The sequence below is a fragment of the Bradyrhizobium sp. UFLA05-108 genome (assembly GCF_059803455.1).
The window spans coordinates 1-19691 of record NZ_JBANAZ010000067.1; the positions used below are offsets into that span (position 1 = coordinate 1).

A 19691-nucleotide genomic window follows, 5' to 3' on the forward strand; every position below is an offset into this window, starting at 1 on the left:
GAAAGGCGTCGCGCGATTTCCCCGACATCGGAATGCCGCGGCGATGGCCGCGGATGGTGAGCCTGTCCGGCCTGGTCTGATCAAAGACCGATTTCAGAATATGCGGCAGCACCGCCGTCACGAGCGACACCGCAAGCACGTGGTTGGCAACCGGCCGCGCTGCCGGACGTCGCGTCGAGGCGTAGAGCCAGCCGGCGGCGGCGAGGGCCAGCAGCACGTGCTCGTCGGCGCCCCAAGTGAGGGCCTCCGCGGCCTCTTCCATGCGTGGGTTGGCATGAGCGGCGATTTCATCGGCGATCGCAATATCGATCCAGGTCGGCTTGACTGTAGCGAGTGCCATCGTTGGTCGGTCGGCGAAGGAGCTCCGTGTCAAGGTTGTAAAGCGGGGGCGCGAGCGAAGTTCCGCTTCCGTGGCCTTTAAGGCTGCCCCGATCCGCCCGCCGAACCATAGATCTGCCCCGTGGCGTAGCTCGCGTCCGCTGCGGCCAGCTGCACATAGATCGAGGCGAGTTCCGCCGGCTGGCCGGGACGACCCATCGGCGTCTGGCCGCCGAACTTTTCCAGCTTCCGCCGGAGACCTGAAGCGGCGTCCAGATCGGGCCTGGCGCGACGCCGTTGACGCGGATACCGCTTGGGCCAAGCTGCTTTGCCAGCGACTTGACGTAGTTCATCGTCGCCGCCTTGGTCCGTGCGTAGGGCGAGGGATCGTGGGCCTGCTCCGACGTGGTGCCGATGATGCAGGCCCCCGGCTTCAGATGCGGCAGCGCCGCCTTGATGATCCAGAACGGCGCGTAGATATTGGTCTTCATTGTCGCATCGAAATCATCCGAGGAGACATCGAGGATCGAGTCGCGTGCCTGCTGCCGCGCGGCGTTGCAGACGATGACGTCGAGCCCGCCGAGGCCCTGCATCGTGCGTTCGACGAGCTCCTTGCAGAACGTTTCGCTCCGAAGGTCGCCGGGAATGGCAATGCCGATGCGGCCTTCCTTCTTGATCAGCGTGATGACGTCCTGTGCATCCGGCTCCTCGTTCGGCACGTAGACGCGCGATGACGATATCTCATCGCGCTCTTAGTGCTTTTAGTTAAGAGGCGGTGAGATGCCGACAAGTCTGTCGGCATTCACAAAGCGGCGCAGTTCTCACTTTCTGGACTGGCCGACGCTCGGCGCCTTGCCGAGCTCCTGTGCCATGTCGAGATGGTGTTTCAGTGCGGGCAGCGTCTTGCTGGCCCAGTTCTTCAGCTCGGGATTGTCGCCGCCATTGGCATAGCGCTCGAACAACGATACCGCGTCCTTGTGTGCGCTGGCTTGGTAGGAGTCGTAATCCGAGCTGAAATCCTTGCCTGATGCGCCCTTGAGTTTGTCGAGCTTGCTCTGATGCGAGCTGTCGAGGATCGTCGGCACCGTCGCCTGGACCTTGCCGCTGCTGACGAGCTGCTTCAGCTCCGTCGAGGTCTTGGTGTGATCAGTCACCATCTGCTGCGCGAAGGTCTTCTCCTGCGCATTGCCCTTCTGCTCGGCGAGCTTGCTTGATTCGATTTCGAACATGTCGCTGATCGCAACTTCCTTGACGAAATCGGCCGTGGCGGGAGCCACGCCGAGCACCGAGTTCACGCCGGTTTTCTCGCCGACCGATTGCGCGAGCACGGGGCCTGCGAGCAGGCAACAGCCGACTGCGATCAGTGTGCGTCTCATGGTTCCTCATCCTCCGACTTGGCGGCGTTCAGAACGTGGTCGCCGCGCTGGTGTTGTGGGGCGACCAACATTCGGTTTGAGCGCTTGTTCCAATGCCCCCGCTAGTCAGTCGGATTGCGGCCGGTGCGCGGGTTGAGCGGCTTGGTCGGCGGCCGCCGTAGCCCTTCAGGCAGGAACGGCTCGCCGGCTTGCGCACTCGGCATCGCGCGCACGTCGGCGTAGCGCTGCGCCCTCTCATGCGGGGTCTCGTTGTTGTTAATCCGCCGCTTCACGTCGACGCCGCCGACGGGATCATTGACGCCATGCTGGATGTCGCGGAAGTCGCTCATGTCTCACTCCTTTCAAGGCAGGATGGATTCGAGCATATGGCGCGCGGTGCTCTTGAATTCGCGTCAGGGAAAACCGCTGCTTTTCAGCCTTGTTCCAGGCCGCGGCGGGGAACACGTGGCGGGAGCGCCGGAACGATCGCTTCGCGGTTTGGTTGATCCGCAAAAGCGAGTCTCAACGGAGATCTCACCATGATGGATCAAAGCGAAACAGGCGCGCTGATCGGCAGCGACAAGGTCGAGGGGACTTCGGTCTATGGCGTCGACCACAACAGGATCGGTTCGATCGAGCGCGTCATGATCGACAAGAAGAGCGGCAGGGTTTCTTACGCCGTGCTCGGGTTCGGCGGGTTCCTCGGGCTCGGCAACGATCACTATCCGCTGCCCTGGCAGTCTCTGAAATACGACACCGACCTCGGCGGCTACGTCACCGGCATCACCGCCAAGGAGTTGCGCGGTGCCCCACACTACGGCCAGGCCGCCGAGTGGAACTGGAGCGACGAGGCCAAGGTGCGCGCGCTGAACGCCTACTATGGCGTGCCGATCATCTAGCGCAAATTCCGAATAGGAGTTTCCGATGAGCAGGGAAAAGCCCACGGACGATCCCCGACAGCAAAACGACTGGGGATCGCATGCACAGACGGACAAGCCCTGGAAAGGCAATCCGGAGAAGGAACAGAGATCGGGCGAGGCGAAGCCCGATCTGGAGAAGTGGCACGAGAGCAAGACGCATTGACCGTGCGAGGGCCGGGGAGTTCGTCTCAACGGGCGAAAGCGCGCGCCACTTTGTCGGTGTCATCGCCCGGCGCGACCGGGCGATCCAGTATTCCAGAGACGGTTGTGGCTTCGCGGATGAGCCGCGGCGTACTGGAGGCCCCGGTCAACCGGGCATGACGGCGGTCGCACGCGTGAAATGCGGACGAGCTGTCAGTACGTCTGAACTAATCGAGGTACTGAATCGTGGATGCTCAAACACGAGCGCGTGGGCCGTCCGCGGAGCAGCCGCTGTTGCCGGAGCAGCCGCTGTTGCCCCCGCACAAGGACAGCCCCCAGGACGTCTCGAACAAGGCCCGCGAGGCGGCGGATGCATCACCCGCGCCCTCGTTGCGCGACCGCCTGCGCGAGCACTGGCTGCTCACGGCCGCGGGTGCCCTCGTCCTGGTCGCTCTGCTCGTGGCCGGCATCGTCTACTGGCTCAACATCCGGCACTTTGAATCGACCGACGATGCTTTTGTGGCCGCGCGCAGCTTTTCCGTCGCCTCGAAGGTCGCCGGCTACGTCACCGACGTCCCTGTCACCGACAACCAGCACGTCAATGCCGGCGATCTGCTGGCGCGGATCGACGAGCGCGACTATCGGATCGCGCTTGACCAGGCCGAGGCGCAGCTCGCGGCCTCGCAGGCCAATATCGGCAACGTCGAGGCCCAGATCGACTCCCAGAAGGAGCAGATCAACCAGGCCAAGGCACAGCTCGAACAGGCCCAGGCCCAGCTCAAATTCGCGCAGGAAGAGGACGCGCGGGCGCAGGATCTCGTCCAGAAGGGCGCCGGCACTGTTCAGCGCGCGCAGCAGACCCACTCTGACCTTCAGGCGCAGCAGGCCAACACCGAGCGTGCGAAGACTGCGGTAATCAGCGCCGAGCTCGGCATCAAGACGCTTGAGGCGCAGCTCGAAGGTGCGAAGGCGCAGGCGAAGCAGTCCGAGGCGCAGCGCGATCAGGCCAGGCTGAACGTCGACTACACCAGCGTGCTAGCGGCGCAGCCTGGGCGCGTCGTCAAGCTCAGCGGTGCCAAAGGCACCTACGTCACGCCGGGCCAGAGCTTGATGATGTTCGTGCCCGATGATGTCTGGATCGTTGCGAACTACAAGGAAACGCAGCTCAAGGACATGCGGCCTGGCCAGTCTGTCGAGATCCGCGTCGACGCCTATCCCGACCGCAAGCTCACTGGTCGCGTGGCGTCGGTGCAGCCGGGCTCCGGCACTGCATTCAGCCTCCTGCCGGCGGAGAACGCGACCGGCAATTACGTCAAGGTGGTGCAGCGCGTGCCCGTGAAGATCGTGGTCGACAGCTGGCCGGCCGATCTGCCGGTGGGACCGGGCATGTCGGTCGTGCCCTGGACGAAGGTGCGATGACCGACATCGCGCAGGGTGGCGCGGCGGCGGGTGGCTGGTCGCCGGAGCGCTCCGCGGCGGGCGGACACAATCCCTATCTGATCGCCTTCGTGGTCTCCATCGCCACCTTCATGGAGGTGCTCGACACCACCATCGCCAACGTCTCGCTACGCCACATCGCCGGCGGGCTCGCGGTCGGCCTCGACGAAAGTACCTACGTCATCACGAGCTACCTCGTCGCCAACGCCATCGTGCTGTCGATCTCGGGCTGGCTCTCCACCGTGATCGGCCGCAAGCGCTTCTACATGATGTGCGTTGCGACCTTTGCGGCGGCATCGCTGCTCTGCGGCTTCGCCTGGAGTCTCGAGGCTCTGGTGCTGTTCCGTATCTTGCAGGGTCTCGGTGGCGGCGGCATGGCTACGAGCGAGCAGGCAATCCTTGCCGACTCCTTTCCGCCTCACAAGCGCGGGCAGGCGTTCGCGATCTATGGCGTCGCCGTCGTGGTCGCGCCCGTGATCGGCCCGACGCTCGGCGGCTGGATCACCGACACCTATTCCTGGCATTGGGTGTTCTTGATCAACGTACCGATGGGCCTCGTCTCGTTGTTCCTGGTCGGCACGCTGGTGAAAGAACCATCCGGTGCGGAAGAGGAGAGGGCAGCCCTGCTCGCGAGAGGGCTACGTGTCGACTATATCGGATTTATTCTTGTCGCGGTCGGTCTTGGCTCGCTCGAATTCGTGCTCGATGAAGGCCAGCGCAACGATTGGTTCGGATCGAACATGATCGTCGCCTTTGCCTGTCTTTCCGCTTTTTGCCTGCTAGCGCTAGTTCCCTGGGAATTGCTGCGCGACGATCCCATCGTCGATATTCGCCTGCTCGGGCGGCGACAGTTCGGCGCCTGCTTCGTAGTCATGTTGGGCACCGGCGCGGTGCTGATCTCGACGACGCAGCTCATTCCGCAGCTCTTGCAGACCGAGCTGAACTACACGGCGATGCTTGCGGGCCTCGCTCTGTCGCCCGGCGGCGTCGCAACGCTGGTTCTGATGCCGGTGGTCGGCCGCCTCGTCAGCATGGTGCAGCCGAAATATCTCATCATGACGGGTGCGGCCATCTGCGCCGTCGCGATGTGGCATCTCACCGGACTCAACGGCGACATCACCTATGGCTATGCGGCGATGGCGCGCATCTTACTCGCCCTCGGTCTGCCCTTCCTGTTCCTGCCGGTGACGACGGCCTCTTATGATGGCGTGCCGCCGGACAAGACCAACCAGGCATCTGCGCTCATCAACGTCGCGCGCAATATCGGCGGCTCGATAGGCGTTGCGCTCGCGCAGACCATCCTGGCGCAGCGCCAGCAATTTCACCAGAGCCGGCTGATTGAGCATCTTGCGCCGTCCGATCTCGGCTATCAGCAGGGTGTGGATGCGATGACACGGTTCTTTCAGGCGCAAGGCTCGAATGCATCGGATGCGGCCTCGCAGGCGATCGCCTGGGTCGGCAGGACCTTGCAGCAGCAGGTCGACTTCCTCGCCTATATCGACGTGTTCTGGACGCTTGCGATCATCGCCGTCCTGATGATCCCCGTCGCTGCGATGCTTCGTCCGATCGACCTGCATGCCCCGGCGCGCGGGCATTAATTGCTTGGCCGTTCGCAACGGTCCAATGACCTAAGTCTGAAAAAGGAACTAATCTGAAAGATCAGGATATTTTGGCCTACTACCCTGGAAGTGCAGCGAAAATTTGACAGTTCTATTTTAGAACTATAGGTTTGCTGTCGATATCACCCGACGACCTGTGCTGCGTGGGCGGTCGATACCGCCACGGCGCAGCCCTCATGAGGAGGCGACCTTGTCCAAGCGAAACGCCACGGCTGCCATCATCGGCGCCGGCGATTATATCGGCGCCGAGATCGCGAAGAAGTTCGCATCTGAAGGCTTCACCGTTTTCGCCGGCCGTCGCAACGGCGACAAGCTCGCACCGCTGGTGAAGGACGTTGAAGCGGCCGGCGGCGAGATCCACGCCCGCTCGCTCGATGCGCGCAAGGAGGAGGAGATCATCTCCTTCCTCAATGACGCCGACAAGCACGCGCCGCTCGAGGTCTGCATCTTCAATGTCGGTGCCAACGTCAATTTTCCGATCCTCGACACCACCGAGCGCGTATTCCGCAAAGTCTGGGAGATGGCATGCTATTCCGGCTTCCTTGCCGGGCGCGAGGCGGCGCGGCTGATGCTGCCGCGTGGCGGAGGCAACATCTTCTTCACGGGCGCGACGGCCTCCTTGCGCGGCGGCAGCGGCTATGCGGCGTTCGCCAGCGCCAAGTTCGGCCTGCGCGCGGTCGCCCAGGCGATGGCGCGCGAACTAGGCCCGAAGAGCATCCACGTCGCGCATCTCATCATCGATTCCGGTGTCGATACCGAATGGGTGCGGCAGCGTCGCCTGGAGGCGCTCGGTCCCGATGCGCTCGACAATCCCGATCTCCTGATGCCGCCGGCCTCGGTCGCGGAGTCCTATTGGCAGCTCTATCAGCAGCCCAAGAGCGCCTGGACCTTCGAGATGGAGATCCGTCCCTTCGGAGAGAAATGGTGACCGTGGCGCGGATCTACGGCTAAACTCGCGCCAGACAAACATCCGGGAGGAGGACGCTTACGTGAAGACCGCGATCACCGAACTTTTCGGCATCGAGCACCCGATCATCCAGGGCGGCATGCATTTCGTCGGCTTTGCCGAGCTCGCCTCCGCCGTCTCCGACGCCGGCGGACTCGGCATCATCACCGGGCTCACCCAGAGGACGCCGGAGCTGCTCGCCAAGGAGATCGCGCGGTGCCGCGAGATGACCGACAAGCCGTTCGGCGTGAACCTCACTTTCCTCCCGACTTTCTCGGCACCGCCTTATCCCGAGTACATTGCAGCCATCGTCGAGGGTGGTGTCAGAATCGTCGAGACCGCGGGCCGCAGCCCGGAGCAATACATGCCGGCGCTGAAGGCAGCCGGCGTCAAGGTGATCCACAAATGCACTTCGGTGCGCCATTCCCTGAAGGCCGAGCGGATCGGCTGCGATGCGGTCAGCGTCGACGGCTTTGAATGCGGCGGCCATCCCGGCGAAGACGACATCCCCAACATGATCCTGCTGCCGCGCGCGGCGGAGGAGCTGAAGATCCCCTTCGTTGCCTCCGGCGGCATGGCCGACGGACGCAGCCTCGTCGCAGCACTTTCGCTGGGTGCCAGCGGCATGAACATGGGCACGCGCTTCATCGCCACCAAGGAAGCCCCGGTGCACCAGAACGTGAAGAACGCGCTGGTCGCAGCGAGCGAGCTCGATACCCGCCTGATCATGCGTGCGCTGCGCAACACCGAGCGCGTGCTGAAGAACGCCAATGTCGACCGTCTGCTGGAGATCGAGCGCGATAAGCGCGACAAATTGAAGATCGACGACATCCACGACCAGGTGGCTGGTGTCTATCCCAGAATCATGATCGAGGGCGAGATGGATGCCGGCGCCTGGAGCTGCGGCATGGTCGCAGGCCTCATCCACGACATTCCCTCCTGCAAGGAACTCGTCGACCGCATCATGAGCGAGGCCGACGAGATCATCCGCGACAGGCTGATGGGCTTCCTCGACGGCAAGGCGGCGGCGCGCAAGGTCGCGTGACGTTGAATTTGCGACCCAAACGATGAGGATCGCGATCAGCGATCCTCATCGCGCCGCGTCATGGCGAGCCGATCAACAACGCGTGTGTTGCCTCGCTCCGCGGCGTACTGTTTGCTGACGGGTCAGGACTGGGGCCTCTCCCGAAACGCCATGGACAGCGAACCCGTAACCGTCAGGCGACGTGATCTTCTTGCGTTGATCGGCACGGTAGCCGGCAGCGCTGCCATGTATCATGCGATGACGAGCCTCGGGCTCGCATCGGAATCGCGCTACAAGGGGCCGATCCGGCTGGAAGGCGATCCCAAAGGCGCCTCCGTGCTCGTGCTGGGCGCGGGCCTTGCCGGCATGACCGCGGCGCTGGAGTTGCGCAAGGCAGGCTACACAGTCCAGATCCTCGAATTCAACGGTCGTGCCGGCGGCCGCAATTGGACGCTGCGTGGCGGCGATGCCTTCACCGAGCTCGGCGGCCACAAGCAGGTGTGCGAGTTCGAGGATGGTCTCTATCTCAATCCCGGACCGTGGCGCATTCCCTATCATCACCGCGCGCTGCTCGATTACTGCAGGCGCCTGGGCGTCGCTCTCGAGCCGTTCAATCAGCTCAATCACAACGCCCTCTTGCATTCGGTGCGCGCCTTCGACGGCAAGCCGCAGCGCCTGCGCGCCGTAAAGGCGGATTTCCAGGGCCAGATCGCCGAGCTGCTCGCAAAGGTCACGCAGCAGGGCAAGCTCGACGAGACCGTCTCGAAGGAGGATCAGGAGATCCTGCTCCAGGCGCTGCGCTCCTGGGGCGCGCTCGATAATGGCTATGGCTACAAGGCAAATCTGATCTCGGCGGAATTCCGCGGCTACACCAAGGATCCCGGTGGCGGATTGACCGCGATGCCGGAGCCGAGCGAACCGGTGGGTCTGTCGGAAGTGCTGAAGTCGCGGCTCTGGCGCTATTTGCGCGGCTTTGCGCACTACAATTTTCAGACCACGATGTTCCAGCCGGTCGGCGGCATGGACATGATCGGCAAGGCCTTTACGAAGGAGGTCGGCGATCTCATCCGCTACAACGCCAAGGTGACGCAGATCCAGCAGGACGCGCGCGGCGTCACCGTCAGCTATGTCGATGCCAAGAAGCCCGGCGCGGTGCAGCAGGTCCATGCCGACTGGTGTGTCTGCACCATCCCGCTGACGATTCTGAGCCAATTGCCGCTTGACGTCAGCGCCGCCATGAAGTCGGCGATCGATGCCGTTCCCTATGCCGCTTCCGTCAAGATCGGCCTGCAATTCAAGCGTCGGTTCTGGGAGGAGGACGAGGCAATCTATGGCGGCATCAGCTACACCGATCTCCCGATCCGCCAGATCGCCTATCCGAACTATCACTACAACCGCGCCGGGCGCGGTGTGCTGCTCGGCGCCTATCTGTTCGACGGCCCTAACTCCTACGAATTCACTGCGATGTCGCCGGCCGAGCGGATCGCGCGCGCCGTCGAGTTCGGCGCCGTCATTCACCCGCAATACAAAAGCGAATTCGAAAATGGCATCGCCGTCGCATGGCACCGGGTGCCCTTCGTGCTCGGTTGCAGCGGCGACTGGAGCGACGAGACGCGCGCCGCGCACTACGACAACCTCTGTCAGATCGACGGCCGCATCGTGCTCGCGGGCGAGCACGCCTCCGCACTGCCGGCCTGGCAGGAGGGTGCGATCCTCTCCGCGCTTGACGCGATTGCGAGGCTGCATGACCGCGTGGTGAGAACATGATGAGTGAGGGTTTTCGATGGGAGCGATGGCCGGTGCGGCTTGCCTTGTCGGCCCTCATGATGCTGTCGGCAACCGCGCGGGCGCATGACGGTCCCGAAAACCGCATCTTCAGCTCGGGCTTCAATTTTGCGGAGACCACCGGCGAGGAGCTATTCGCCAATGTCTGCCAGGGCTGCCACATGCCGGATGCCGGCGGGGCCTCCGGCGCCGGCGCCTATCCGTCGCTCGTCGCCGACAAGAATCTGGAAGCGCGCGGCTATCCCGTCTATCTCGTGCTTAACGGCCGGCGCGCCATGCCTCCGTTCGGCGAGATGATGACGGATGCGCAGATCGCCGCCGTCGTGAATTATCTGCGCACGCATTTCGGCAATGCGTACGGCGATGCAGTGACGGCGAACGAGGTGAGGGACGCGCGTCGTTGACGTCCCGGCAAGAGGGGAAGCCAATGAAATTCACCACCGCGGCCGTCATTGGCGCGCTGCTTGCGATTGCCCATGCGGGCACGGCTCACGCCGAGGTCATCCGGCACCCCATTCCGAACTCGACCTTTCCGATCGCGCAGGCGGTGCAGGTCACCGGCAATGCCACGACCTATTATGTCAGCGGCCAGGTGCCGCCGGCCGCCAACAAGAATGCCGATCCTCAGAGCCGAGAGGCCTATGGCGACACCAAAACTCAGACTGTCGGCGTGCTCAACCGCATCAAAGGCATTTTGGAGGGGCTCGGCCTCACCATGGGCGATGTCGTCAAGATGCAGGTCTTCCTGGTGCACAATGCGTCGGCACCGATGGACTTCAAGGCCTTCATGGAGGGCTACACCCAATTTTACGGCGGCAGCCAGCCCAACCTTCCAGCCCGTTCGGTGGTTGGCGTCGCTGCGCTTGCCAATCCCGGCTTCCTGGTCGAGATCGAGGTGATCGCGGTGAAGGACGCGAAATAAGACGGGGGCGGTTGCAAAAACGGCAGAACGATCGCGCTTGCCAAAGCGCGCCTCCGCTGTCTGAATTCAGCGAGGCTGCATTCTGGAGCACGCGATGAAGACGACGATCACCAACAACGGTGTTTCAGGCCGGAACGCGCTCATCCTGGTGGCGTGCGCGGCCCTGCTGCTCACCGGCGGGGCGGTGGCTGCAGAAGGCCTGAGCCCGCAGCAACAGCTTTCCCATGACGTTTACAAGGAACTCGTTGAGATCGACACCACCACCGCGACCGGCGACACCGCACGCGCGGCCGAAGCGATGGCGGCGCGACTGAAGGCGGCGGGCTTTCCCGATTCGGACGTCCACGTCTTCTCGCCCGCGCCGCGCAAGGGCAATCTTGTCGGCCGTCTGCACGGCAGCAGTGCACGCAGGCCGATCCTGCTGGTCGCGCATCTCGACGTCGTGCCGGCACTGCGGGAGGACTGGTCGGTCGATCCGTTCAAGTTCACCGAGAAGGACGGCTACTACTACGGTCGCGGCACGGCCGACGACAAGTATATGGCGTCCGCCTTCATCACCAGCATGATTCGTTTCAAGCAGGAGGGCTACAAGCCCGACCGCGACATCATCGTCGCGCTGGAGACGGACGAGGAGATATTTGACCGAGACGGTCTCGGCATTCAGTGGCTGATCCGGAACAAGCGCGACCTCATCGACGCCGAATTCGCGCTCAACGAGGGCGCCGGCGTAGGCCTGAAGGACGGCAAGCCGATCCGCGTCGGCGTCCAGACCAGCGAAAAGATCCCCGTCAGCTTCCAGCTCGACGTCACCGATCCCGGTGGTCACAGCTCGGTGCCGCGCAAGAGCAACGCGATCTACAAGCTCGCCGAAGGCCTGGTGCGCCTGTCCAAGTTCAGTTTCCCGCTCAAGCTGAACGCGACAACGCGCGGCTATTTCGAAAAGAGCGCGCAGTTCGAGAACGAACAGACCGCGGCCGACATGCGCGCCGTGATGTCGGACAAGCCAGATCCGGCGGCGCTGTCCTTTGTCCGGCTCGCTGCGAACCCCGTCTACAACGCCCAGCTCCGCACCACCTGTGTTGCGACGATGCTCCAGGGCGGGCATGCCATCAACGCGCTGCCGCAGTCGGCGAGCGCCAAGGTGAATTGCCGCATCATGCCGGGCGAACCGGTCGAGGAGATCAAGGCGACGTTGGAGCAGGTGCTGGCGGATCCCGACATCAAGCTGACGCAGATCGATACGGCTGTCATCAGCGCCCCCAGCGAGCTGCACGAGGAGATCATAGGCGCGATCGAGAAGCTCTCGGGCGAATTCTACCCCGGCGCCATCGTGCTCCCGGTCATGAGTTCCGGCGCCACCGACGGCAGCTACCTGCGCAATGCGGGCATCCCGACCTACGGCCATTCGGGCATGGCGATCGACATTGGGGAAAACCGCATCCATGGCAAGGACGAGCGTGTTCCCGTGGCGTCGTTCTACAAGGGACAGGAGTATCTCTATCGGTTGGTCAAGATGCTGGCCGGAGGTTCCTGAGCCTGCGAAAGGCCTGTGACTCGGGGGATCGACTTCGGCGGCCGCTAACCCTGATGACAATCTGCCGCTGGAAATCCGCCTCGCGCCTCCTAAATAAGGGTAAAATTGCCCTTAGTTGAATTTCAGGAGGCTGTTCTTGGTCCTGAAAGGTGTTTCTTTCGGCCTCGCCACCGCGCTCGTGCTGGCATGCAGCAACGCGGCGATGGCTGACGACTACAAGCCTCACGAATATCTCGGCCTCGATCTCTCCAAGGCGGTGCTGTCGCCGAAACGGCTTGGGCCGACGACGCAGTTCGCGCCGGTCCAGGTGGAAGCAAGAAGTGACGCGGCGCGTGCCGTGCCTGACGTCACGCCGAAGACGGTCGCGACCGAGCGCGTGAAGGCGCCGGAGCAGCGGGTTGCTCGCGCGAAGAGCGCGCAACCGCGTGGCGTTGCCCGCACCAAGCTTGCGCATCGGCACACGAATCCGCTGGACGCGCAGGCTATGGACGCTCGCGTCCAGACCTGGCCGTGCAGGTCGGGCGGCATCTGCAACTGGAAACGTTGACGCGCAGCGTCATCCGTCCGTCGCAAAACGGTGGGCGCGGAGTCAAAAAACCGTCGGCTTGGAGTCAAGGAGCGCAGGCACCTTTCGTCGCGATTCGACGAAGGTTTCCTGAATGGCAACGCTCCGCGCATCGCGCGCATGGACCCGGCGGCAGTTTCTCGTCCGCTCTGCATCCTCCCTCGCGCTCGCCGGTCTCGGCCCTCTCGCCAAACCAAATCTCAGCCTCGCCGCTGACCGCCCGCTGATTGCGGGCGGCATCCAATCGGGCGACGTGTCCGAAGGCTCTGCCGTCATCTGGTCGCGCGCCGATCGGCCCGCGCGGATGCAGGTCGAATGTGCCACCGACGAAAGCTTCAAGACGATCCTGTCCGCGGCATCCGCCAACGCACTGCCAGATGCCGACCTCACCTCAAAAGTGCTGCTGCGCGACCTCCCGCCCGGGCAGGACATCTTCTATCGCGTGCGCTTCGACGACATCGCGACCGGCGTTGCCGGCGAGACGCGCACGGGACATTTCCGCACCGCGCCGGCCGCTGGCCAGTCGGTCTCTTTCGTGTGGTCCGGCGACACCGCCGGGCAGGGCTGGGGCATCGATACGTCGCGCGGCGGCATGCGCACCTATCGCACGATGCTCGACAACCGTCCGGACTTCTTCATCCATTCGGGCGACCATATCTATGCGGACTGCACCATTCCTTCCGAACTGAAGCTGCCGAACGGCGAGATCTGGCGCAACCTCGTTACCGAAGAGAAATCGGAAGTCGCGCACACGCTGGCGCAGTTTCGCGGCAACTACAAATACAATCACCTCGACGAGAATTTCCGCGCCTTCCATGCGGAGGTGCCGATGTTCGCGCAATGGGACGACCACGAGGTTACCAACGATTGGTCGCCTTATGGCAGCGTCGACGAGACCGGCTTTGATGCCAACGGTACCTCGCGCCTTGTTTCGCGCGCCCGGCGCGCGTTCTTCGACTTCATGCCGATCCGCGAGATCCCGCAGCTGCAAGGCCGTATCTATCGGAAGATTGCTTACGGGCCGCTGCTCGACGTCTTCATGATCGACATGCGTAGCTACCGCGACGGCACCTGGAACAAGGGCGAGGACCGCAACGGTTGGATCCTGGGCCGCGAGCAGCTCGCCTGGCTGAAGCGGGAACTCGCCGCTTCGCGCGCGACCTGGAAGGTGATCGCGGCCGACTTGCCGATCGGGCTGATCAGCCTCGACGCCGTCGCGCTCGGCGACGGTCCGCCCGACCGGCGTGAGCACGAGATCGCGGATCTGCTGTCCTTCATCAGGCGCGCCGGCGAGCGCAACATCGTCTGGCTCACCGCCGACATGCACTACACGGCGGCGCACTACTACGATCCCAACCGCGCGGTCTTCCAGGATTTCGAACCGTTCTGGGAGTTCGTCTCAGGCCCCCTCCATGCCGGCACCTGGGGACCGGGCGAGCTCGACAACACCTTTGGACCGGTCGCGATGTACCAGCATGGCTGCAATGCCGAGCAGGGTGAGAACCTTGCGCCCTGCTTCGGACTCCAGTTCTTCGGCCGCGTGGACATCGATGGCCGCACGGGAGTCATGACAGTGACGCTGAAGGACGTCGACAACCGCGACCTCTGGTCGGTTGACATCCTCCCGCAGCCGCAAGTGCGGCCTGCCGTGGTGGCACAGCATTCGTAAGAGGCTGGCGCCAGCTAACCCGATCTTGATTGGCCCCGCCTTAGCCGCCCAGCTATAGTGCTCAGCTCGCCATCGCTCTTCCACCACCGAAAATTCTGCTTGCGCGGCCCTTTGCGGCGCGCATCCGGCGGGCTGGAATTCGTCAGGAATGTTCTCATGGAAAATCTCAAAACCCAGGGCATCAGCATGCCCAAGCTCGGCCTCGGCACGTTCCGCATGCAGGGCGATGTCTGCCGCGCCGCGGTCGAAAGTGCGCTGTCGCTCGGTTATCGCCACATCGACACCGCCGAGATGTACGCCAATGAGGAGCCGATCGGTGCGGCGATTGCCGGCGCCGGCGTGCCGCGCGGCGAGCTGCACGTCACGACGAAGGTCTGGCACGAGAACCTCGCACCGGACGCGATCCGCAGCGCCTTCGACGCCAGCCTCAACAAGCTTCGGCTCGACCACGTCGACCTTTATCTTGTGCATTGGCCGTCGCGGAGTGCGAACTGGCCGGCGGTTTTCGAGACGCTGATGAGGCTGAAGGAAGAGGGCCGGACCCGCGCCATCGGTGTCGCCAATTTCACCACCGCGCTGCTCAAGCTCGCGGTTGAGGAGATCAGGGCGCCGATCGCCTGCAACCAGATCGAATATCACGTGATGCTCGACCAATCGAAGGTCATTGACTATCTCGTCGCAAAATCGATTCCGCTGATTGCATATTGCCCGCTGGCGCAGGGACGCGTCGCCTCTGATGCGGTCCTGGGCGAGATTGGCCGCAAGCACAACGCGACCGCTGCGCAGGTCGCGCTGAAGTGGTTGCTCGATCGGAAGGATGTAGCGGCGATTCCAAAGGCGTCGCGGCCGGAGAGCCAAAAGGCCAATCTCGACGCGCTGAAGATCACGCTCGATGACGACGATCGCAGAAAAATCGCCGCGCTGCCCAAGGACAGGCGCTGCGTCAATCCCGGCTTCGCGCCGGCATGGGACTGATCTTGCCGCGTGCGCATGCAAGGAAATGGCCCCACCGGGGCCATTTCAGCGTGCGCATTAGTCGTAGTGGCGGTGGCCACGCTTGATCACCACAACCCTGTCGCCGTGATGATGCCAGCCACGATGCATGCCGTAGTCACGGTGCTCGCGGAATTCGGCGCGGGCGCCGTAGGGGCCGTGATGATGGTTCTTGATCACCACCGTCTCGGCGCTCGCCATCGTCGGCACCGCGATCGCAAGTGCGCCGAGAGCCGCGACGACATAGCCAAGCTTCCTCATGATGTCCTCCTCCAATGAACGCCAATTTAAACCGCGCATGCGCGCGAACGTTCCGGAGGAACCGCCAGGAAAATTCTGAACGGTTGTTCAGTTTCGGCTTGCGTGCACTCACGTGCTGTTGCCGCAGCGGTGCTGCGCAGGTGTCGGCGCGCCGGTCTTGACGAACTTGCCGTCGCGGATGGTGTAGTCGCCGCGCTCGCCGCGATTGAAGATCGCGCGCAGGCTGCCGTCCTCCTGCAATGCGAGGCCAAACTCGCGCGCCTGATGCAGCGATGGGAAGAACACCATGATGTTGAGCAGGCCGTCTGCGTCGGTCGAAGCACCCACGACTTCGTTCTCATCTCTGGCATCACCGAAGTCGCGGCGATACATCACCCGGCCGTCCGGCCTGACCTCGTAGGTGAGCATTGCGCCCTTGTCGCGATCGGGCGGGAGCGAGCAATCGATCGCCCAGGAGCCGAGCAGCCCCCAATTGTCGATCGTTGCCGCGAGCGTCTCGGCGTCGACTGCGGATACGAGCGTAATCCAGACCAGCGCGGCCATCATCCCGCGCATCAAGAATAATCCCGTCACTTCCGAAAATCCCCGCCACGGTCCGCCGCAATGGCTTCAAGCCTAGCATTGTTATGCCGCACTGCAACTCGGCATGCTTATGCATGATGCTTGCACCTGCACACCGCGCGGCGCATCATCTCCACAATAAATAGAAGGGGGAACGTCGCCATGACCGGGTTGTCGCGTCGCCAGCTTCTCATGTTCGCCGGATCGTCTGCCGCGGCGGCTCTCTCGGGTCGGGCCGAGGCGGCGATGGGGCCGGGCGACAAGTTCGATCTCGTCATCAAGGGTGGCGACGTGATCGATCCCAGCCAATCGTTTCGCGGCAAACGCGATATCGGCATCCGCTGGGGCGTGATCGAGGCGGTCGAACCCGAGATTCCGGCGGAGCGCGCGCTGAAAAGCATCGACGCTTCCGGCAAGCTGGTGACGCCCGGGCTCGTCGACCTGCATTGCCACGTCTATCCCTATGGCTCGGCCATCGGCATTCCCGCAGACGAGCTGGTACAGTTTCAGGGCACCACCACCGTGGTGTCGGCTGGCGATGCCGGCGTGAACAATCTCGCGGCGCTGCGCCGCTACATCGTCGCGCAGTCGCGGGCGCGAATCTACGCCTTCGTGCATATCGCCAATAACGGGCTGTCGGCGTTCCCCGTTGCCGAGCTCTACAACATCGACAATGCGCAAATGGAGGCCTGCGCGATGGCGCTCGCGGAAAATCCGGACTTTCTCATCGGCGTCAAGGTGCGCATGTCCGAGAACGTCATCTTCAAGCATGGGCTGGAGCCGCTCAAGCGCGGCATCCAGGCCTGCGAGCTCTGCGGCTGGCCGGCCAAGATGATGGTCCATATCGGCGGCGTCGAGTCCAAGGAGCTGATGTCCGACATCCTCAACCTGCTGCGCCCTGGTGACGTGCTGACGCATGCCTATTCCGGTGCGCCGAACATGTCGGGCGCTTTCACCAACATCGTGCAGGACGGCCGACTATTGCCCGCCGCGCTCGCCGCCAAGCAGCGCGGCGTTATCTTCGATGTCGGCCATGGCGGCGGCAGCTTCGATTTCACGGTCGCGGAGGTCGCGATTCCCGGCGGCTGCACGCCGGACACCATTTCGTCCGACATCCACGTCTTCTCCGGCAACTCGCCGGGGATACCGTTCCTCCCCAACGTCATGAGCAAGTTCATGACGCTCGGCTTCTCGCTCGAGCAGGTGGTGTCGATGGTAACGGTCGCGCCGGCCAAGATCATCAATCGGGCGCCCAAGCTTGGCACCCTCCAGCTTGGCGCTCCCGGCGACGTCGCGATCATGGAGCTTGTCGAGGGCACCGTTACCTTCGTCGACACCCGCAACAACAAGCGCGAAGGCAAGGCCTACCTGAAGCCGGTCCAGACCGTGATCAACGGGGTGCCGTTCGGCCGGCCGTATCAGTCGCCGTTCGCGGTGCGCTAGCCGATCGCTCCGCTATTTGATCCGCGTCAATGAGGCGGCCCGAAGCTGCGCCATAATGCCGGCTTCGGGAGGCGATCGTGGATAGATCAATGCTGGATGAAGTCACCGATTTCGCGGGCGAAGCGCTGCCGGGCAGTGACGCCGTTCCGCGTTATTCCGAAACCGAATTCCTGGCGGAGCTTGGCGAGCGGGTGCGGTCCTCGCGCATGCGCTGCGAGCTGTCGCGGCGGGAGCTCGCGCGCAGGTCGGGAATCTCCGAGCGCTACATCGCGCAGATCGAGGCCGGAAAGGGCAACGTCTCGATCGTCCTCCTGTTGCGGCTGGCCTCCGCGATCCACGGCAGCCGGGCACAGGCGGCCTGAGGCAGCTTCAACCCTGCGCCCTCTCCACGTTCGCGATTCGCGCCGGCACCCCGAACTCCTTGCGGCAGACTTCGGCGAGCGCGGCGACACCCTCGCGGATCTGCTGGTGCGTGGGGCTGGCAAAGCAGAGCCGCAGCCGCGGGCCGGAATGGCTCTTGCTGGTCGACCATTCCGAACCAGGATTGATCGAGACGCCGGCCGCGAGTGCGGCCTGGTACAGTTTTAGCGTATCGACATGGTCTGGCAGCTTCACCCAGAGGAAGATGCCGCCTTTGGGCTCCTCGAACTCGGCAGCCGTACCGAACTGCTCGTTCAACGCCTCCATCAGCGTGTCGAGTTTTGAGCGCAACGCACGGGTGAGAGTCGGTACGTGGGTCGAAAAATGCGGCCTGCAATATTCGGCGAGCACCATCTGCTCCAGCGCGCCGGATCCGGCGTCCGTCTTCAGCGCCAGAATCCGCGACATCACCTCCCAGGGCGCGACGATGAAACCGACCCGGAGGGCCGGCGCGATCGATTTGGAGAACGAGCCGATATGGATGACGCCGCCCTTGTCGCTCATCGCATGGATGGCCGGCGGCCGCTCTCCGGACCAGACGAGGTCGGCATAGCAATCATCCTCGAAGATTGGCACGCCGTAGTCGGCCGCAAGCCGCAACAGCTCGGCGCGGCGACTTTCCGGCATGATGCTGCCGGTCGGATTCTGCACTGTCGGGATGGTGTAGATGTACTTCGGCTGGATGCCGCGGCTCCTTAGGTCGGCAAGCGCAGACGCCAGAGCATCCATCCGCATGCCCTCGCCATCGAGGGGAATGCCGACCGTAGTCACGCCGAGCCGTGTCAGACGATTGAGCGCGCCCTGGTAGGTTTCCTGCTCGACGATCACGGTGTCGCCGCGCGCGAGCATCGTGTGGTTGACGAGGTCGAGCGCCTGCAAGGAGCCCGACACGATCAGGAGGTCGTCGACCGTGCAGATAATGCCGGCATCGCGTTTCAGCTTCGCGCTCAGGAATTCGCGTAACGGAAGGTAGCCCTGCGGACCATGCGCCAGTCCGTAAGTGGCGAGGTTGCGGCCCTCACGCCGCAGCACCGCATCGGCCGCCGTGATCAAATCATCGACCGGCACCTGCTCGGAATCATTGTTGCCGCCGACGAAGCTGTATTTTGCAAGCCCGGTCCAGCGCGCAGAAGGAGCCGGCAGCCCCGGCGGGAACAGGGGCGCGAAGTCGAAGTGGGCAGTCATGGGCAGTTTCCTCTGTTCTTGTTGAGCCAGACGGCATTGCGCCGGCCGGCCTGTTACTTCTTGCCGACCGTCCGGGTCGGGCGGCCCTGGCTGATGAAAGCGTAGTGCGCATTGGCGACGCCGCCAACCATCAAGGCCTCGATCACGGGCTCGGCGATCTCGCTCGCTGCCGCCCAGTCGACGATGAAGTTGGCGCCGGTCCCGCCGCGCACGTCCTCGGTCGGGATGACGACTGAGACCGTCGCAAGCGGCTTCAGCGCGACCGGCGATTTCAGATAGCTCTCGATCATCTTGCCGGCTGTGTCGAAATAGGCGATCCGATTCAGTACCAGGGGCTGGGTCTCCGACGCATTGTGGATGCTGAGGGTCACCGAGAAGTCGACGCGCAACTTGCCCTGGCTCATCGCGACGCTGGAATAGGCCGGCACGTAGAAGCCGCCCGAAACGGCGAGTTCCTCCTTCGGCATCACCGTGAGCGAATCAGCAAAGCCCTGTTCGATATTGACCTTCGGCTGTGCCGCGGCGGGCAGCGTCACGCCGAGCAGGCCGGCTATCAATGCGAGCACGATTTGCAGGACAATTGGCATGTGACG

21 protein-coding genes and 2 pseudogenes are annotated in these 19691 nt (G+C 63.6%); 15 read left to right on the top strand and 8 right to left on the bottom strand.

All coding sequences use genetic code 11. The features are described from left to right. From SO140_RS35440 to SO140_RS35455, 4 genes and pseudogenes are all read right to left on the bottom strand, one after another. Nucleotides 1-340: pseudogene (locus SO140_RS35440) on the bottom strand (phosphatase PAP2 family protein); the annotation flags it as partial. A 77-nt stretch (nucleotides 341-417) separates the two neighbouring features. After that, nucleotides 418-1040, bottom strand: a pseudogene (locus tag SO140_RS35445) (SDR family oxidoreductase); the annotation flags it as partial. A 99-nt stretch (nucleotides 1041-1139) separates the two neighbouring features. Beyond that, nucleotides 1140-1694: a DUF4142 domain-containing protein gene (locus tag SO140_RS35450; protein ID WP_449378686.1), complete on the bottom strand. Its 555-nt coding sequence runs from the start codon at nucleotides 1692-1694 to the stop codon at nucleotides 1140-1142. A gap of 101 nt (nucleotides 1695-1795) precedes the next feature. After that, complete coding sequence (locus tag SO140_RS35455; protein WP_449378685.1) at nucleotides 1796-2023, bottom strand: hypothetical protein; 228 nt, start codon at nucleotides 2021-2023, stop codon at nucleotides 1796-1798. A gap of 189 nt (nucleotides 2024-2212) precedes the next feature. On the opposite strand from SO140_RS35455, the gene SO140_RS35460 reads away from it, so the two are divergent. The 13 genes from SO140_RS35460 to SO140_RS35520 all read left to right on the top strand — a co-directional run bounded on the left by SO140_RS35460 (nucleotide 2213) and on the right by SO140_RS35520 (nucleotide 15210). Next, a complete protein-coding gene (locus SO140_RS35460) occupies nucleotides 2213-2572 on the top strand; it encodes a PRC-barrel domain-containing protein (RefSeq protein WP_449378684.1) in 360 nt (119 codons plus the stop codon). A 25-nt stretch (nucleotides 2573-2597) separates the two neighbouring features. After that, entirely contained in the window at nucleotides 2598-2756 is a 159-nt protein-coding gene (locus SO140_RS35465; RefSeq protein ID WP_283036784.1) for a hypothetical protein, read from the top strand. Nucleotides 2757-3124: 368 nt separating this feature from the next. Beyond that, entirely contained in the window at nucleotides 3125-4153 is a 1029-nt protein-coding gene (locus SO140_RS35470) for an HlyD family secretion protein (RefSeq protein WP_449378773.1), read from the top strand. Then, nucleotides 4150-5769, top strand: coding sequence for a DHA2 family efflux MFS transporter permease subunit (locus tag SO140_RS35475; RefSeq protein WP_449378683.1), 1620 nt, complete (start codon nucleotides 4150-4152; stop codon nucleotides 5767-5769). The genes SO140_RS35470 and SO140_RS35475 overlap by 4 nt, the downstream gene beginning before the upstream one ends. A 211-nt stretch (nucleotides 5770-5980) precedes the next feature. Further along, complete coding sequence (locus SO140_RS35480; protein WP_449378682.1) at nucleotides 5981-6718, top strand: SDR family oxidoreductase; 738 nt, start codon at nucleotides 5981-5983, stop codon at nucleotides 6716-6718. A gap of 61 nt (nucleotides 6719-6779) precedes the next feature. Continuing rightward, on the top strand, nucleotides 6780-7781 hold the full coding sequence (locus tag SO140_RS35485; RefSeq protein ID WP_449378681.1) for an NAD(P)H-dependent flavin oxidoreductase: 1002 nt from the start codon (nucleotides 6780-6782) through the stop codon (nucleotides 7779-7781). 150 nt (nucleotides 7782-7931) lie between these two features. Continuing rightward, the gene (locus tag SO140_RS35490; protein ID WP_449378680.1) at nucleotides 7932-9527 is read left to right on the top strand and encodes a flavin monoamine oxidase family protein; all 1596 of its coding nucleotides are present in this window, start codon (nucleotides 7932-7934) and stop codon (nucleotides 9525-9527) included. Beyond that, nucleotides 9527-9949, top strand: a complete 423-nt coding sequence (locus SO140_RS35495) for a c-type cytochrome (protein WP_449378679.1) — start codon at nucleotides 9527-9529, stop codon at nucleotides 9947-9949. Before SO140_RS35490 ends, SO140_RS35495 begins: the two co-directional genes overlap by 1 nt. 23 nt (nucleotides 9950-9972) lie before the next feature. Further along, a complete protein-coding gene (locus SO140_RS35500; RefSeq protein ID WP_449378678.1) occupies nucleotides 9973-10467 on the top strand; it encodes a RidA family protein in 495 nt (164 codons plus the stop codon). Nucleotides 10468-10561: 94 nt separating this feature from the next. Beyond that, nucleotides 10562-12001 (top strand): M20/M25/M40 family metallo-hydrolase, encoded by a 1440-nt coding sequence (locus SO140_RS35505; RefSeq protein ID WP_449378677.1) that lies wholly within the window; start codon nucleotides 10562-10564, stop codon nucleotides 11999-12001. A gap of 136 nt (nucleotides 12002-12137) precedes the next feature. After that, nucleotides 12138-12548, top strand: a complete 411-nt coding sequence (locus tag SO140_RS35510; RefSeq protein WP_449378676.1) for a hypothetical protein — start codon at nucleotides 12138-12140, stop codon at nucleotides 12546-12548. Nucleotides 12549-12660: 112 nt separating this feature from the next. Continuing rightward, nucleotides 12661-14235, top strand: coding sequence for an alkaline phosphatase D family protein (locus tag SO140_RS35515; protein ID WP_449378675.1), 1575 nt, complete (start codon nucleotides 12661-12663; stop codon nucleotides 14233-14235). Between the two features lie 156 nt (nucleotides 14236-14391). Continuing rightward, nucleotides 14392-15210, top strand: coding sequence for an aldo/keto reductase (locus SO140_RS35520; RefSeq protein WP_449378674.1), 819 nt, complete (start codon nucleotides 14392-14394; stop codon nucleotides 15208-15210). 57 nt (nucleotides 15211-15267) lie between these two features. Here SO140_RS35520 and SO140_RS35525 read toward each other — a convergent pair whose 3' ends face one another. Further along, nucleotides 15268-15489: a hypothetical protein gene (locus SO140_RS35525; protein ID WP_449378673.1), complete on the bottom strand. Its 222-nt coding sequence runs from the start codon at nucleotides 15487-15489 to the stop codon at nucleotides 15268-15270. Between the two features lie 108 nt (nucleotides 15490-15597). Next, nucleotides 15598-16044 carry a hypothetical protein gene (locus tag SO140_RS35530; protein ID WP_449378672.1) on the bottom strand — a complete coding sequence of 149 codons (447 nt, stop codon included), beginning with the start codon at nucleotides 16042-16044 and terminating at the stop codon, nucleotides 15598-15600. Nucleotides 16045-16212: 168 nt separating this feature from the next. On the opposite strand from SO140_RS35530, the gene SO140_RS35535 reads away from it, so the two are divergent. After that, nucleotides 16213-17493 carry an amidohydrolase family protein gene (locus tag SO140_RS35535; protein ID WP_474800929.1) on the top strand — a complete coding sequence of 427 codons (1281 nt, stop codon included), beginning with the start codon at nucleotides 16213-16215 and terminating at the stop codon, nucleotides 17491-17493. An 89-nt stretch (nucleotides 17494-17582) separates the two neighbouring features. Continuing rightward, nucleotides 17583-17855 (top strand): helix-turn-helix domain-containing protein, encoded by a 273-nt coding sequence (locus SO140_RS35540; protein WP_449378670.1) that lies wholly within the window; start codon nucleotides 17583-17585, stop codon nucleotides 17853-17855. A gap of 7 nt (nucleotides 17856-17862) precedes the next feature. Here SO140_RS35540 and SO140_RS35545 read toward each other — a convergent pair whose 3' ends face one another. Together SO140_RS35545 and SO140_RS35550 are read right to left on the bottom strand one after the other, a co-directional pair. After that, nucleotides 17863-19098 (bottom strand): aminotransferase-like domain-containing protein, encoded by a 1236-nt coding sequence (locus tag SO140_RS35545; protein ID WP_449378669.1) that lies wholly within the window; start codon nucleotides 19096-19098, stop codon nucleotides 17863-17865. Nucleotides 19099-19151: 53 nt separating this feature from the next. Further along, nucleotides 19152-19685, bottom strand: coding sequence for a DUF3124 domain-containing protein (locus SO140_RS35550; protein WP_449378668.1), 534 nt, complete (start codon nucleotides 19683-19685; stop codon nucleotides 19152-19154). Nucleotides 19686-19691: the final 6 nt, after the last annotated feature.

What these genes read in the sequence shown, in the direction of transcription:
- SO140_RS35475 (WP_449378683.1), top strand. Translation starts at nt 4,150, where the DNA reads ATGACCGACATCGCGCAGGGTGGCGCGGCGGCGGGTGGCTGGTCGCCG.
- SO140_RS35490 (WP_449378680.1), top strand. Translation starts at nt 7,932, where the DNA reads ATGGACAGCGAACCCGTAACCGTCAGGCGACGTGATCTTCTTGCGTTG.
- SO140_RS35530 (WP_449378672.1), bottom strand. Translation starts at nt 16,044, where the DNA reads ATGCGCGGGATGATGGCCGCGCTGGTCTGGATTACGCTCGTATCCGCA.
- SO140_RS35450 (WP_449378686.1), bottom strand. Translation starts at nt 1,694, where the DNA reads ATGAGACGCACACTGATCGCAGTCGGCTGTTGCCTGCTCGCAGGCCCC.
- SO140_RS35505 (WP_449378677.1), top strand. Translation starts at nt 10,562, where the DNA reads ATGAAGACGACGATCACCAACAACGGTGTTTCAGGCCGGAACGCGCTC.
- SO140_RS35500 (WP_449378678.1), top strand. Translation starts at nt 9,973, where the DNA reads ATGAAATTCACCACCGCGGCCGTCATTGGCGCGCTGCTTGCGATTGCC.
- SO140_RS35545 (WP_449378669.1), bottom strand. Translation starts at nt 19,098, where the DNA reads ATGACTGCCCACTTCGACTTCGCGCCCCTGTTCCCGCCGGGGCTGCCG.
- SO140_RS35535 (WP_474800929.1), top strand. Translation starts at nt 16,213, where the DNA reads ATGACCGGGTTGTCGCGTCGCCAGCTTCTCATGTTCGCCGGATCGTCT.
- SO140_RS35520 (WP_449378674.1), top strand. Translation starts at nt 14,392, where the DNA reads ATGGAAAATCTCAAAACCCAGGGCATCAGCATGCCCAAGCTCGGCCTC.
- SO140_RS35460 (WP_449378684.1), top strand. Translation starts at nt 2,213, where the DNA reads ATGATGGATCAAAGCGAAACAGGCGCGCTGATCGGCAGCGACAAGGTC.
- SO140_RS35515 (WP_449378675.1), top strand. Translation starts at nt 12,661, where the DNA reads ATGGCAACGCTCCGCGCATCGCGCGCATGGACCCGGCGGCAGTTTCTC.
- SO140_RS35540 (WP_449378670.1), top strand. Translation starts at nt 17,583, where the DNA reads ATGCTGGATGAAGTCACCGATTTCGCGGGCGAAGCGCTGCCGGGCAGT.
- SO140_RS35550 (WP_449378668.1), bottom strand. Translation starts at nt 19,685, where the DNA reads ATGCCAATTGTCCTGCAAATCGTGCTCGCATTGATAGCCGGCCTGCTC.
- SO140_RS35465 (WP_283036784.1), top strand. Translation starts at nt 2,598, where the DNA reads ATGAGCAGGGAAAAGCCCACGGACGATCCCCGACAGCAAAACGACTGG.
- SO140_RS35495 (WP_449378679.1), top strand. Translation starts at nt 9,527, where the DNA reads ATGAGTGAGGGTTTTCGATGGGAGCGATGGCCGGTGCGGCTTGCCTTG.
- SO140_RS35525 (WP_449378673.1), bottom strand. Translation starts at nt 15,489, where the DNA reads ATGAGGAAGCTTGGCTATGTCGTCGCGGCTCTCGGCGCACTTGCGATC.
- SO140_RS35455 (WP_449378685.1), bottom strand. Translation starts at nt 2,023, where the DNA reads ATGAGCGACTTCCGCGACATCCAGCATGGCGTCAATGATCCCGTCGGC.